12 protein-coding genes are annotated in these 14,343 nt (G+C 63.4%); 3 read left to right on the top strand and 9 right to left on the bottom strand.

Annotation, left to right across the window (positions count from 1 at the left end):
• Positions 1 to 486 precede the first annotated feature (486 nt).
• Positions 487 to 2,511, top strand: a complete 2,025-nt coding sequence (locus EXZ48_RS30100) for a methyl-accepting chemotaxis protein (protein ID WP_245462397.1) — start codon at positions 487 to 489, stop codon at positions 2,509 to 2,511.
• 68 nt (positions 2,512 to 2,579) lie between these two features.
• On the opposite strand, the gene EXZ48_RS30095 is transcribed toward EXZ48_RS30100, so the two are convergent.
• Complete coding sequence (locus tag EXZ48_RS30095) at positions 2,580 to 2,957, bottom strand: VOC family protein (RefSeq protein ID WP_130520623.1); 378 nt, start codon at positions 2,955 to 2,957, stop codon at positions 2,580 to 2,582.
• Positions 2,958 to 3,111: 154 nt separating this feature from the next.
• Here EXZ48_RS30095 and EXZ48_RS30090 point away from each other — a divergent pair, with 154 nt between their 5' ends.
• Positions 3,112 to 4,035, top strand: a complete 924-nt coding sequence (locus EXZ48_RS30090) for a hypothetical protein (RefSeq protein WP_130520621.1) — start codon at positions 3,112 to 3,114, stop codon at positions 4,033 to 4,035.
• 435 nt (positions 4,036 to 4,470) lie between these two features.
• Here EXZ48_RS30090 and EXZ48_RS30085 read toward each other — a convergent pair whose 3' ends face one another.
• From EXZ48_RS30085 to EXZ48_RS30050, 8 genes are all read right to left on the bottom strand, one after another.
• Positions 4,471 to 4,875, bottom strand: coding sequence for a hypothetical protein (locus EXZ48_RS30085; RefSeq protein WP_130520619.1), 405 nt, complete (start codon positions 4,873 to 4,875; stop codon positions 4,471 to 4,473).
• Between the two features lie 90 nt (positions 4,876 to 4,965).
• Positions 4,966 to 6,057, bottom strand: coding sequence for a C45 family peptidase (locus tag EXZ48_RS30080; protein ID WP_130520617.1), 1,092 nt, complete (start codon positions 6,055 to 6,057; stop codon positions 4,966 to 4,968).
• A 149-nt stretch (positions 6,058 to 6,206) separates the two neighbouring features.
• Entirely contained in the window at positions 6,207 to 7,751 is a 1,545-nt protein-coding gene (locus EXZ48_RS30075) for an ABC transporter substrate-binding protein (RefSeq protein WP_130520615.1), read from the bottom strand.
• A gap of 33 nt (positions 7,752 to 7,784) precedes the next feature.
• Positions 7,785 to 8,636 carry a hypothetical protein gene (locus EXZ48_RS30070; RefSeq protein ID WP_023511993.1) on the bottom strand — a complete coding sequence of 284 codons (852 nt, stop codon included), beginning with the start codon at positions 8,634 to 8,636 and terminating at the stop codon, positions 7,785 to 7,787.
• Positions 8,637 to 8,663: 27 nt separating this feature from the next.
• Positions 8,664 to 10,334 carry an ABC transporter ATP-binding protein gene (locus EXZ48_RS30065; RefSeq protein WP_130520613.1) on the bottom strand — a complete coding sequence of 557 codons (1,671 nt, stop codon included), beginning with the start codon at positions 10,332 to 10,334 and terminating at the stop codon, positions 8,664 to 8,666.
• Between the two features lie 4 nt (positions 10,335 to 10,338).
• Positions 10,339 to 11,172, bottom strand: a complete 834-nt coding sequence (locus tag EXZ48_RS30060) for an ABC transporter permease (RefSeq protein ID WP_130520611.1) — start codon at positions 11,170 to 11,172, stop codon at positions 10,339 to 10,341.
• Positions 11,169 to 12,110, bottom strand: coding sequence for an ABC transporter permease (locus EXZ48_RS30055; RefSeq protein ID WP_130520609.1), 942 nt, complete (start codon positions 12,108 to 12,110; stop codon positions 11,169 to 11,171). Before EXZ48_RS30055 ends, EXZ48_RS30060 begins: the two co-directional genes overlap by 4 nt.
• Positions 12,092 to 13,276, bottom strand: a complete 1,185-nt coding sequence (locus tag EXZ48_RS30050; protein WP_130520607.1) for a C45 family peptidase — start codon at positions 13,274 to 13,276, stop codon at positions 12,092 to 12,094. Before EXZ48_RS30050 ends, EXZ48_RS30055 begins: the two co-directional genes overlap by 19 nt.
• Positions 13,277 to 13,409: 133 nt before the next feature.
• On the opposite strand from EXZ48_RS30050, the gene EXZ48_RS30045 reads away from it, so the two are divergent.
• Positions 13,410 to 14,330 carry a GntR family transcriptional regulator gene (locus EXZ48_RS30045; protein WP_023513555.1) on the top strand — a complete coding sequence of 307 codons (921 nt, stop codon included), beginning with the start codon at positions 13,410 to 13,412 and terminating at the stop codon, positions 14,328 to 14,330.
• Positions 14,331 to 14,343: the final 13 nt, after the last annotated feature.

The following is a 14,343-nucleotide window of genomic DNA, read 5'->3' as shown; positions in this document are numbered from 1 at the left end:
TCCGTTCGGCACAGGGAGTCAGAAATTCGATGATTTGGGAACCCTCCACGAGTCGCCGTCAGCGCTCGTTGGTATAAAACACTCTAAATCGAACACATTGACTGGCGAAGGGCCGAACAAAGGCGGGACTTCATACATACGGCGAATTTAAAGTACATATTTCTTATATTTCAACATTAAACCTATTACGCCGATTCAAAAATACAACTTCAATTTTGACTAGAAATACAAAAAATAAATAACAATCGTCAAAACCCGCCATCGATCGAAAACCTTGAAATACACGCAGCGGATGCATACTGTCAAAATACTGAAATCCGGGGCAAATTCGGGCGAATTATCGATTCCCTAACCATTATAAAGCACATCCTTTACACATACCGACGATGGCGTCGGGTATAGCACTCATGTGCGGCATGACTTCATGACGTCAGAAATGAGTTCGACGCGGCAGAAGAGGCATGTCCACGCCAGGAACTGTCCATCATGAGAATCAAGACGCAATTCCTCATCCTCGCCTCGGCCACCGGCATTGCCATTGCCGGCCTCGCGGGCAGTCTGTGGGAATATACCGGCGCAGCCGGCGATGTGACGAATGCCTATGACCAGAAGTACCGGTCCTACCTTCTCGCCGACGGCTTCCGCCAGTCGTCCGACGATCTGACGCGCCTGGTGCGCACCTATGCCGAAACGGGGGATGCATCCTACAAGGACCAGTACAACGCCGTCATCGAAATCCGCAACGGGACCCGGCCACGACCGGAAGACTACCACCGCATCTACTGGGACTTCGTCGCCGGTGGCGAGGCAAAACCCCGCCCGGACGGTCCCGCCATATCCATTCTCGACCTGATGAAGCAGGCCGGTTTCACCGACGACGAATTCGCCCTGCTCGATGAAGCAGGCAAGCGCTCCGATGCGCTCGTCAAGCTTGAGACCGAGGCGATGACCCTCGTCGACAACGCCGCCACGACAGGACCGGAGGCCCGGGACAAGGCGGCGCATATGCTGGATTCACCCGAGTACCACAAATTCAAGGCCGAGATCATGAAGCCGGTCGACGCCTTCTTCGTGAAGCTCGAGCACCGCACCCAGGGCGCCGTCGACGCCGCCAACGCCCGCGCCGCCTTCTTCTGGTCGCTGACCCTGGCCGCCATGGGCGCGCTGATGCTGATGCTCGCCATCATCGGCTACGTGACCTTCAAGCGCATCATCGGCGGCATGTACAAGCTTAGCAATTCCATGGGCCTCGTGGCCGATGGTCAGCTGGACACGCAGATCGACCTTGCCAGGAACAACGACGAGATCGGCGACATGGGCAAGGCGCTGGAGGTCTTCCGCCAGGGCGCCATTGCCAACCGGCGGCTGGAGCAGGAAGCGACGGAAAACCGCAAGAAGGCCGAGGCCGAACGCATCATCATGCAGGAAAAGGCCGAAGCCGACGCCGCCGAGCGGCTGCGTGTTGCGACCTCCGGCCTTGCCGCCGGCCTGAAGCGCCTCGCCTCCGGCGACCTCGCCTTCCAGCTCAACGAGACCTTCGCACCGGATTTCGAGGCCCTGCGCCACGACTTCAACCGCTCCGTCGCGCAGCTCGGCACGACGCTTTCGGAAATCTCCGGCTCCATCTCGACACTCGACACCGGCACCCGAGAAATCGCCGCCGGCACGGACGACCTTTCGAAGCGCACGGAGCAGCAGGCCGCCTCGCTGGAGGAAACGGCAGCGGCGCTCGACGAGATCACCGTCAATGTCGCCAACTCCTCCAAACGCACGGAAGAGGCCAAGGATGTCGCCGGCCGCGCCAACCATTCGGCGGCCGAATCCGCAGAAGTCGTCTCCCATGCGGAAGAGGCGATGCGCAAGATCGAGGAAAGCTCGCAGCAGATTTCCAACATCATCGGCGTCATCGACGAGATCGCCTTCCAGACCAACCTGCTCGCCCTCAATGCAGGCGTCGAAGCAGCCCGTGCGGGCGAGGCCGGCAAGGGTTTTGCGGTCGTGGCACAGGAGGTGCGCGAGCTTGCCCAGCGCTCCGCCCAGGCGGCCAAGGAGATCAAGGGTCTGATCCAGAACTCGTCCGCCGAAGTCGGCACTGGCGTGAAACTGGTGCGCGATACGGGCTCGGCGCTGAAAACCATCAGCGGCTTCATCGTCGAGATCAACACGCATATGGAATCGATTGCGACATCGGCCAAGGAACAGTCCGTCGGGCTGGCCGAGGTCAATACTGCGGTCAACGCCATGGACCAGACGACCCAGCAGAATGCGGCAATGGTGGAACAGTCCAACGCCGCCTCCAACACGCTGGCCAACGAGGCTGTGCGCCTGCGCGAGCTGGTCAGCCAGTTCCGGCTGGAGGGCACCTCCGCCGCCCGTGCAGGCGGCCTGCGCACCGCACGGAGTGCCGATTCCGCCGTTGCCTCCCCTGCCCGCACGCTCGGCCGCAAGGTTGCAGCCGCCTTCAGCGGCAATGCGGCCCTCGACACCAAAGGCGAGTGGGAGGAATTCTGAGACCATGCCGGGCCACCCGCGAGCCTGCGGGTGGCCCGGCATTCAAGGAACGCAGGCGCTTACCGCCGTCACGTCCTGTCGATCCGCCACGGCGGATCGATCCGGTTCGCCCCGGCATGGTAGAGGACGATGCGGTTGCCGCCGGGATCGAACAGCTCGGCCTCACGCCAGAGCCAGCTCATATCCTCCGGCCCGCGTTCAAACCGGAGGCCGGCTTCGACAAGAGCCCTGACCGTCCCGTCCAGATCCTCGCATTCGAAATAGACGGTGGTTCCACCCTCACCCGCCTTTCCCTGGTGCAGCGAGAAGGTGCTGTCGCCCTCCGGGCAGAGGAAGCGGGCATAGCGAGGCCGCGCGTCGACGACGGGCCTGAGGCCGAGCAGGCAATAAAACCGCCAGCCTGCATCGAGATCCGGCATCGTTACGGTCACCTGGTTGAGGCGCATGATCCCTCCCGCCGCCCTGCGGCCCTTCGTCCGTCAACAAGGCCACGGCCGATGGCGAAATAGCAACAGTTTAAAGAAAGAAATTCGCGACCGTTGACAATTTTTGCGAATTTCTTCTTCTATCTCCGTCTCTTTCAACAAGGAGACAGTAAAAATGAAGCATTTTCCCTATACAGGCTCCGGCCCTTATTGTTATTCAAACGCCTTCGCCATGATGTTAGGTGAAATTTCACCACCGACAAACGTCATTGAATTTGCAACGAGCAGTGCTTTCGGTATGCATTTGCTGCGGGGCACGCTGCCGTTTTTCGATCCATTCTGCTGGACACCGGAAGCAAGCTTTGACGATACGCTGGCGGCGCTGGGCTGGACCTCCGATCTCGTGCATGGCGACGACCCGCAATCGGCGCTCGCCACGCTCAAGGCGGCGCTGGTCGATGGACCGGTCTGGATCGGCCCCGTGGAGATGGGTCATCTCCGGCACCAGCCGGGACGGATGGGGCCGATCGGCGCGGATCACTATGTCGTCGTCATCGAGATGGACGAGACGTCGGTGCTGCTGCACGATCCGGAAGGCTTCCCCTATGCGCGGCTGCCGGTCGACCTGTTCCTCAAGGCCTGGCAGACGGAAACACTCGACTACGGCACCCCCTTCACCCTGCGCTCGGGCTTCCGCCGGATCGCCGTCAGGTCCAACACGGAGATCATCCGCGCCGCCTTGCCCGCTGCACGCAGATGGTTGGCCGGCGCGGGTGTCAGCGAGGTGCCGCCGGGAACGATCGGCAACGGCGAGGCGGCCGAAGCGCTCGCGGCAATGATCGAACGGGGCGTCGAGGAGGGGTTGCGCGACCACCTGATCCACTTCGCCGTCCGGGTCGGCGCCCGCCGCGCCGCGGACGCAGCCACCTGCCTTACGCAGATCGGCGAGGTGCAGGCCGCAGCCATCCTCGACCGTCAGGCCCGGCTCATCGGCTCCCTGCAATATCCGCTGGTCGCCCGGGACGATGCAACCGCCGCTGCCCAGCTGCGGGCACTCGCCCCGACCTACGAAGCCCTTCTGGCAACCCTGCCGGCCTGACGGGTGCAGGGCGGCATCTCGCTGGAAGATGATGCCGCCCAAAAGGGAAACTCCAGACCGCCTTGATTGGCATACCCTTCCAGCCTCCTCACAGCATGAAGCCCGCAGCCGAAGGGGTGGAGCACCCGGCAGAAAAGCTCGCTGCGCGTATATGCATTTCGCGTAAAAATTTTAACAATTTTACGTTGTGTATTATTTACAATCAACCGTAAGGTGTTAATCATATACCACCCTGATCATAGGGTTTGAGGAGGGATTGAAATGTGTGGAACTGGAGGATGCTGCGGCACATCGCAGTCTAGCATCAGAAGACTGAATCCGGAATCGGTCGACATCATCCGTCAAAAGGCATTGGCCAGCAGAGCGGACCTTCTGAACAACAAAAACCTGAAAGCTTCCATTCTCAGCGCGGAAAACGTTACTGCGATCGAATTCTTAAGTCACGACAAGTCGGACATGAGAAGCGTCATCATATGCCAAAAGATGGGCAGCTTCGGTGCGTTTGACATAAAAATACGCAAGCTCGAGATAAAATACCCGAAAGTTGAGATGGTCGCCGATATCAAATTTGATCCCTTCGACGGAGGGCTTTTCAAATTCGAGGCGACGCTCACCATAAAATGCAACGACATAACACAACCGATGGGTTGTGAAGTTCACCTGGACTACGGCAAGACGGATTCGCAAATCCAGCCGCTGATAAACTGGGACTGCATCAAGAGATGCGCCCCGCAATGCATCTATTGCGGCTCTGATTATCAGTGCTGGCTGGCCTGCGCCGGCATCTGCATCATTCAGTGCCTCTGATGCCCCTTCGGCGCGTGCCGTGCCATCGCGCATGACGCCTCGACGCCCCCGCTCCACCCTCCGCCATCAGATCAACCGCTGAAAGGCCGGGTGGAGCGTTTGCGCGTCTCGCGGCCGAAATCCTCAGCCGCGCACCGCCAGCCGCCACCAGCTTTCGGCGCTCGGCGGCCCCGCGGCGACGGAGAGCGACACCGTTTTGCCGATCTCGTAAACGACTGCACCGACCGTCATCTGGCGCATGAGGCCGAGCTTGGTGTCGGTGCGTGCCGGGCCTTTCGGCACGATGGAGACGGCGCCGCCCTTGCGCTGCGCCGAAAGGGCGCGTCTTGCGGTTTCGGCATTCACCGGTCCGCCGCGGGAAAAATCGGTATGGAGGCTGCGAAGGCGGGTGCGCGAGTCGCTGCCGCCCTCCAGCCTGGCATTCGGCGCGACGCGCGTATTGGCGAGCGGATGGTTCGTGTGAAGCGACAGGCCATCGGCAATGGCGATCTCGGCAACGCCACCCGCCGCGCATTCGAGCGTGCGGATGCCGTTCCGGTCGCCGACCTGGAAATTCTGACCCGAGGCATGCGGGACGCGGGAGAGGAAGTCCGCCGCCGCTGCTGCGTCTTTCCGCGCCAGCGCGCCGCGCATAGCGAAGGAGACGGGAAGCCCGCGCGGGCTGTAGGCAAGCTGGGCAAGCGTGTTGACGCAGATGCCGAGGCCGCGGCCGGAAACGCCCATCAGGCCGATCAGGCCGGCGGAGGTGTAGACCAGCGTTTCGCTGTCGCCGTCATCGAGCCGCAGCACGGCCTGTGCGCCATCGTGCCAGCGTGGCAGGTCCATGGTCTGGCCGACAATCGTGTCGCGCCCTTCTGCCGGTGCAACGGCAAGGCTGCTGCAATGGCCCTCGCCGTCGAAACCGCCGAACCACCATTCCTCGTCCATCAGCTGGAGGGCATAGGCCGTCTCCTCGGATATGCCGGCACCTTCGGCAATGCCGCGCACCTCCTCGAGAAGATCGGGCGTATGGACGGCGATTGCCGTGCGGAAGTCCGTCACCGTCAGGAAGACGGGCAGGAAGGCCGCCGCCGGTCGGCCATAGGCCTTGCCGATCGCCGCCTGCCAGCGCTCCACCTTGTCGGCGATCGTGCCGCGCAGCGCCTCGCCATGCGCCCGCCCGCGGGCAAGCGGCGCCTTCGGGCAGTCGATGACGGGAAGATCTTCGGTACGCATGATTTTCTCCTGACGGGATGCGGTCGTCGGGGCGCGATGGGCGTCCCGACGACGAGATGAAGACAGGCGAGGACGGCCCGCAGCCTTTTGGCCATTGCTCCGGTTGCGGGAACCGCTCCTGGATTGCCGCCCTCGCCCGACGGGTGGGATCAGTTCTTCTTCACGCCCCAGGCCCGCTCCTTGTCGGCCGCCCAGACGTCGAAGCCTTCGATCTTGGCCCCGACTGCCGCGACGACAGGTTCATAATAGAGGCCGAAGATCGGCAGGTCCTTGGCCATCAGCGCGTGGATTTCCTTGAAGACCGCCTTGCGCGCCTCGAAATCCGTCGTCTTGGTCGACTTCAGATAGAGCTGCCAGGCCTCGGGATTGTCCCACTGAGCCGTCGGCTCGACCTTCTTGTCGCCCATGATGACGCCGTAGAACTGCGAGGGATCGAGGCGTGCGGAATAGCCGAAGGACTGCAGCTGGAACTTGCCCGCGAGGTAGTTGTCGAGCTGTGCGGCCCAGTCCAGCACCTCCAGCTCGGCATTGATGCCTGCGCCTGCCAGCATGGCCTGCACCAGGATGCTGTTTTCATACATGCCCTGGTAGCGGGTGTTGGTCTGGATCTTGATCACCTCGCCCTTGTAACCGGCCTCTGCGAGCAGCGCCTTGGCGGCCTCCGGATCGTAGGCCGGCCATTTCAGGAAGTCCTCGTCGAAGAAGGCGCTCGCCTGCGGTACGCCGGAGGGATTGAAATCGGCAAGGTTCGCCGTGCGCGCGGCGGCGATCTGCTTGAAATCGATGGCATGGGCGATCGCCTGGCGCAGCTTGACGTTCGACATCAGCGGATCGGTGGTCTGGATCAGGAGTGGCGTCAGCGAGAGGCCTGAAGTCGTCATGACCTGCAGGCCGCGTGCCTTGGCATCCTCGATGCGCTGGGATTCGAAGTTCGGCAGCACGTCGATCTCGCCGGCGAAGAGTGCGGTCTCGGCGGCCGACGTGTCGGGGATGATCATGAACTTCGCTTCATCGACCAGTGCCGTGCGGTCGCCGGCATAGCCGCTCGCCTTTTCCTTCGGCGGCTTGTAACCGTCGTACTTCTCCAGGGTGATGTACTGGCTCTTCACCCATTCCTTCAGCTTGAAGGAACCGCTGCCGATCGCGCTGCCCTCGATCCACTTGCCATCCGGCCCTGCATTTTTCGGGCTGGCGACCCAGCCGTTGCACTGGATGTTGGCGAGCTGGGCGAGGAAGAGCGCATTCGGCTCGTTGATGCGGAAGACGACGGTGCGCGGGTCGGGCGTTTCCAGCGCCTCCACCTTCAGGCCCTGCGAACCGTCGTAGAAGGCGTTGCAGAACCATTCGGCGCCGGCCGCGACGCGGTGGTCCCAGTTCCATTTGACGTCGGCCGAAGTAACGGGATCACCATTGTGGAAGGTCGCGCCCTCGCGGATCGTGAACGTATAGGTCTTGCCATCCTGCGAAACGGCCCAGCTTTCGGCGAGCGCAGGGCCGATGCTGAGATCGGCGCGGAAGCCGACCAGCGTCTCGAAAACATGGTGCAGCACGGTGTCGGTGTTGGCATCACGATCGATGCCTTCCGTGCTGCGGATATCGGCATTGATGCGGATGTTCAGCGTTGCCGCCTCGGCCGAGACGCCAAGCAGCAGGCCAGCCGCCAGCGCCGTCGAAATCAGAAATGTCCGTTTCATGATGATCTCCTGGTGTTCCCCGCTTTGTTATCGTCAGGAGCGCTCGCGGATTGCGCCCAGCGTTTCTGCAAAGAAATCCTTGACCTTGCCGATGAGCTGATGGTCGTCATGGGCAATGCCCGGCACGATGTCGTGCCGCACGCCGATGCCGTGCTGCTCGAAGCTCTTCTTCAGCGCGCGCATGCGGTCGTTGCGGTTGGCGCCGGCCAGATCGGCGCCCGGCATGTACCAGTCGTCGTCGGGCGAGATGGTGATTTCCCAGGTCTCCAGGTCGTCACCGCCGATCACCATCTGCACAGCGACCTTGCGGATCGCGTCGAGATCGATCGGTTTGCCGAAGACCGTCTCGAAATTGCGCACGCCGACCCAGAAATCATGGTCGAAATCGAGCAGCGTCACGACGCCGGGCGCGCCGATCGAGGCGGCGAGCAGACGCTCGGGATGGAGGTAGAGGAACCGGTGGGTGAAGTGGCCGCCACCGGAAAAGCCGTACATCATCACCCGGTCGCCCTCGATGCGGTACTTTTCCTGCATCTCGGCGATCATATCGAGCATGATGGCGTCATAGTGCAGGTCGCCGTCGCGCAGCATCTTGTAGGACGACAGATCGCCCGGGAAGCAGATGTTGGCGGGGAAGAGCGGGCACAGCACGATGACGCCGTTGGCTTCGGCAAAATCGGCGAAGGCATCGCGATAGGCCTGCATGCCGCGCTCCGTGCCATGCACGATGACGGCAAGCGGATAGGTCTTCTCGCCATCCTCCTCGTAGTCGTCGGGTACATAGGCGCAATAGGGGAAACGCTGGTCGAGCCGCGAGGCATAGACGGTCGTATGGCCGAAATCGTAATAGGACAGCTTCTGGCCGTGACCGCTGACATTGCGCATGGATGGTCTCCTCTCCGTATCGAAAATCTAAAGGCTTGCCGCCCCTGACAGGAGGCGGTGGCTGCCTGCGCCATCCGTGCCTGCGAAGGTGCGGTCGAGCAGCATGGCGGCGTCGAGCAGGCGGCGGGTATAGGCGTGCTGCGGCCGGTCGAAGACGTCGTCGCGCGTGCCGATCTCGACGATGCGGCCGTTCTCCATCACGGCGACCCGGTCGGCCACCTGCTCCACCGCGCCGAGATCGTGCGAGACGAACAGGCACGCAAAGCCGTAGCGCGCCTGAAGATCGCGGAAGAGTTTCAGGATCTGCTTCTGCACGGTCATGTCGAGCGCCGAAACCGGTTCGTCGGCCACGACGAAGGCGGGGCGGCTGACGATGGCGCGGGCAATCGCCACGCGCTGGCGCTGGCCGCCCGAGAGCTGGTGCGGAAAGCGACCGGCAAGCTCCGGCGCAAGACCGACCTCGGCAAACACCTCCTCCACCCGCGCCTGCCGCTTTCCGCGATCCATCGCCGGGTCGAGCTTCAAGGGCTCGCCGACGATCTCCGCGATGCGCTGGCGCGGGTCGAGCGAGGAATAGGGGTCCTGGAAGACGATCTGGATCGATTGGCGCAGCGCACGGCCGCCGGCATCGTTCCGGTAGGCGAGCGGCGCACCGCGGAAGGCCATCGTGCCGCCGGAAGGCGTCACCAGTCCGACGATCGCCCGGCCGAGCGTCGTCTTGCCGGAGCCGGAAGCGCCGACCAGCGCCAGCGTCTCGCCGCGGTTGATGGCGAGATCGACGCCATGCACGGCGCGTTTTCCCGCCGCCCGGCCGAAGAGCTTTGCACGGCCGGGATAATCGATGACCACGTCCTTGAGCTCGATCAGCGCCTCGGCCGGCGCGCTTGCCGACCGGCTGCCGCCGGCGCTGCGGCGCGGCAGGGCGTCGACGAGACGCCGCGTGTAGTCGTGTTTCGGGGCATGCAGCACATCCTTGCTGTCGCCCTGCTCCACCGCCCTGCCCTTGTGCATGACCACGACGTTGCGCACGTAGTGCGAAACCATGCCGAGATCGTGGCTGATGAGGAGGACCGCGGTGTTGTTCTCCTGTGTCAGCTCCACCATCAGGTCGAGCACGTCGCGCTGGATCAGCGTGTCGAGCGCCGTGGTCGGCTCGTCGGCGATGAGAAGCGCCGGCTTCAGCAGCATGACGGAGGCGAGCATGATGCGCTGGCGCATGCCGCCGGAAAATTCATGCGGGAAGGCGGCAAGGCAGCGCGCCGGATCCTGGATGCGGATGCGCTCCAGCATGGCAAGGCTCCTGTCGCGGATCTCGGCCTTGCCGAGCTTCCTGTGCAGCGCCAGACCTTCGGCCATCTGCCGGTCGATCGTCATGGCGGGGTTGAGCGAGACCATCGGCTCCTGGAACACCATGCCGATGCCGGCGCCGCGGACTTCCCGCATCTTTGCCGGCAGCGCGCTGACGAGATCCGTGCCCCTGAAGCGGATGCGGCTTTCGGGCGTCGCCATGAAGGGCGGCGGTAGAAGACCCAGCACGGAGCGGGCGGCCATGGTCTTGCCGGAACCGGATTCGCCAACCAGCGCCAGCATCTCGCCGGCCGGCAGGGAAAAGGAGAGGCCATCGACCACGGTAAGGCCGGCCTGCCCCATGCGGACGGAGAGATTTTCGACGGAAAGCACGGTCTCGATACCAGCCATGGGGTCAATCCTGCATCTTGGGGTCGAGCCAGTCGCGCACCGCATCGCCGAGCAGGTTCACGCCGAGCAGCGTGATGGAGATGCAGAGGCCGGGCAGGATGATGATATGCGGCGCCTGGTTGATGTAGGGGCGGCCGGTGGAGAGCATGTTGCCCCAGCTCGGCGCCGGTGGCGGCACACCGAGGCCGAGGAAGGAGAGCGCGCTTTCCGACAGGATCACCCAGCCGAACATCGTCGTCGCCAGCACCATGATCGGCGCCAGACAGTTGGGCAGCACATGGCGCAGCATGGTGACGATGCCGCTGTTGCCGATCACCTTCGAAGCCTCGACGAATTCCCGCTCGCGGATCGACAGCACCGTGCCGCGCACCACGCGCACGGCGACGGGCATGTAGGCCATGCCGAGGGCCACGATGATGCCGTTGCGGCTGGCGCCGAACACCGCCATGAAGCCGAGCGCGAGCAGAAGGCCGGGAAAGGCGAGCAGCGCATCGTTGACCATCATCAGGATGCGATCCGTCCAGCCACGCAGGAAGCCGGCAAGCACACCGAGGATCGTGCCGAAGACGATGGCGAAGACGACGGTGGCGAAGGCGATCCAGGCGCTGGTGCGCGCGCCGTAGACCAGCCGGCTGAGGAGATCGCGGCCGAACTCGTCGGCACCGAGCAGGTGCGCCTCGGACGGGCCTTTGAGGCGCGCCATGAGGTCGAGCTTCAGGGGATCATAGGGCGCGAACAACGGGCCGAAGACCGCGACGAGGAGCAGGAGACCGACGACGAGAATGCCGATCAGGCCGTTGAAACGCAGTGCCGGAAGGCCGAATGCCCGTGCGATCATGCCGTCACCCTTGGATCGAGAAGCGGATAGAGGAGATCGACCAGGAGGTTGACCACCACATAGAGGAAGGCGGTGAACAGCATGCAGCCCTGCACGACGGGATAGTCGCGGGCATAGATGCCATCCACCAGCAGGCGCCCGAGGCCGGGAATGGTGAAGACGGTCTCGATGACGGCGATGTTGGCAAGCAGGCTGCCGAGCACGAGGCCGATCAGCGTCAGGGTGGGCGCGAAGGCGTTCTTGAAGGCGTGGCGCCACATGACGGTCGCCTCGGAAAGCCCCTTGGCCCGTGCGTGGGTGATGTATTCCAGCCGCGCCACCTCGATGGTGCTCGCCCGGGCCATGCGCGTGATCGAACCGGATTCCACCAGAACCAGCGTCACCACCGGCAGAATGATGTAGAGCAGCGCGCTGCCGAAATCGCGGCTGAAGGGCACGTAGCCGACAACAGGCAGCCAGCCGAGCTGCAGGCCGAAGATCAGGAGCAGCATCAGCCCCAGCCAGAAACTGGGGATGGAGAGCAGCAGCGTCGAGGTGGCGATGACGGCGATGTCTCCGGCCCGGTTCTGCCGCCAGGCCGCAAACATGCCCGCCGGCACCGCGATCAAGGTCGCGAAGAAGACGGCAACGAGGACGATGGTGGCCGAGACGGAGAACCGGTCCAGCATCAGCGGCAGCACGGGTTGGCGCGTCGAGATCGACTGGCCGAAATCGCCGGTCAGCACGTCGCCGAGCCAGTAGAGATATTGCACGGCGATGGGCCGATCGAGGCCCATTTCGGCGCGCAGCGCCTCAAGCTGGCCTGGCTGAGCGAGGTCGCCCAGCATCAGCGCCGCAGGGTCGCCGGGGATCGCCCGCATCAGCGCAAAGACGGTGATGGAGACGAGAAACAGCGTGGGGATCGCCGTGGCGATGCGGGTCAGGAGGAAGCGGACCATCGTTTCCCCCTGTCGAGTGTTTCATCCTTGGAGCCGGCCGCGCGGGCGAAAGCATCGTCGTCCATTGCCAGCTCATAGCGCGTGAAGGTGCGGTTGATCGCCGGCAGTGGCGCGATCTCCATGACGCCCTTCGCCGGCTCGCAGAGGATCATCGCGACCGTCGCCGAGAGATTGCCGCCATCCTTGGCGAGCGGCGCGCGGCAGACGCAGAAGGGCGCGGCGAAATCGTCGAAGAAGGCGCGCTTCAGATCGTCGACGCCGAGCTTGCCGCCGCCTTCCCACAGGACCTTCAGGACGCGGTGATCGCGGTAGAGACTGTCCGGCACGTTGGGCAGACCGGTCTCCTTGAGCTTGGAGAGAGCGACAGCGCTCTGCCAGTGGTTGGCATGCACGATCACGCCGTCCTGCGGATAGATCGGAAACGCCTCGTCCGGTGCGCATTCGAGATCGACCGCATAACCTTCGGCCGTGCTCAGCATCATGTTGTTCGAACCGGATTTCGGCGTGATGGCGACGACGCGCAGCGCCATCGCGAAATGCCGCGCCTCCAGCGCCCGACGACGGATGAAGGGCAGCGGAATGCCCATCTCGCGGTAGTCACGGTCGCTTTCGAGATAGTTGGCGGTGATAGTGATGCCGGCGGAATTGAAGCCGCTGCGGGCGAGACCACCCGCCTCGGTGAAGGTCAGGATATCAGGTCCGTCATCGCGCAGGATGCGCAGCACTACGGACGTGTCGGCGCATTCGGCGCGCCAGTCCCAGTTCTGGCCGTGGATGACTGTGCCGTCGCGCGTCACTTCCGGCAGCAGCACGGCACCGGTGCAACCGTCCGGCTCCTCGTCGGAAACGCCTGCCTCCAACCGTGCAAGCTGCAGCACCTCGGTGCGCGCATTAACCAGCACGACGGCAGACAGGCTGACTCCCGCCCCCTCGGCAATGCCCTCCATCTCCGCCACGAGGTCCGGCGCCCAGTCGCGGATGCGCGGCAGGAAAAGAGTGACGAGACGTTCGATGTTGGCATCGTCGAAACCGAGCTTGTGGAGCTGACCGGTATAGAGGCCGGCCGAGAGATGAATACGATCCCGCGCCTTCTCGCCATACATGCGACCGCGCTCCCGCGGCGGACCGCTGATCTCGATGAGGGGGAAAGGGGTGATGTCTGCCATATGCCGCTGCCTCGTTTCCGTCTTTGATTGCAGCTTAATGCATTTTGTGAATATGAAAAGCAGTAAATTTGAAAAATTATCAATTCGCATTGCGTTGTGTTCGCGCTATAATGCAAATGATAGTGAGGGACCCATGGACGATACGGACCTTTCGGACGCCGAACACACGGACGGCCCCAGCATCTTGCAGCTCGATCTGGCCCGCCGGATCATCGACCGGATCCGCGATGCGGACCTGACGGTCGGCACCCGCATTTCCGCGCCGGAACTGGCGCGGCTCTTCGGCGTGTCGCGCTCGCCAATAGCGGGCGCGCTCGACCTGCTCGTGGAAAAGGGCGTGCTGCAGCCGATGGAAAAGCGGGGCCTGCGCGTGGCACGCGACGTCTCGACGCTCGACCTTGCCGAAATCCTGCCGGTCTCGCCGATCGAGGACCTCTATCGGCGCATGCTGCGCGAGCGGGCGCAGGATACCCTGCCGCAGGACGTATCGGAGGCCGAGCTCATGCCGCGTTACGGCGTGTCGCGCGGCACCGTGCGCAAGCTGCTGATGCGCTTCGCCGCCGAGGGGCTGGCGCAGCGCCTGCCCGGCCATGGCTGGCGCTTCGTCGATTCGCTGGTCGGCGACGACGCCTATCGGGAAAGCTACGAGTTCCGCGCCATCGTCGAATGCTCGGCACTGCGCACGCCGCATTTCAAGGTGGACAAGGAGATCGCCGCGCAGATCCGCCGCTCGCACGAGCGCATCATCGACGATCCCGCCAGCCGCTCGGGCAGCGACGAGTGGTTCCGCGTCAATGCCTTCTTCCATGAGAACCTTGCCGGCTTTTCCGGCAACCGGTTCCTCACCGATTCGATCCGCCACCAGAACAACCTGCGCCGCATGCAGGAATCGGCCGCTTTCTTCGAGCTGCCGGCCGAACGCATCGAGCAGTCCTGTCGCGAGCACCTTGCCATTCTCGATGCGGTGGAAAACGGCGACCTCGACTGGGCCGAGGCCTTGCTGCGCCAGCACCTGAAACAGGCGCTGGAATTCGGAACGAGCGAACGCGTCTGATCGTCTCCGGGGA

Origin of the sequence: Shinella sp. JR1-6, assembly GCF_004284735.1 — a bacterium.
Taxonomy (GTDB): domain Bacteria; phylum Pseudomonadota; class Alphaproteobacteria; order Rhizobiales; family Rhizobiaceae; genus Shinella.
This window is presented reverse-complemented; position numbering and strand designations above follow the sequence as displayed.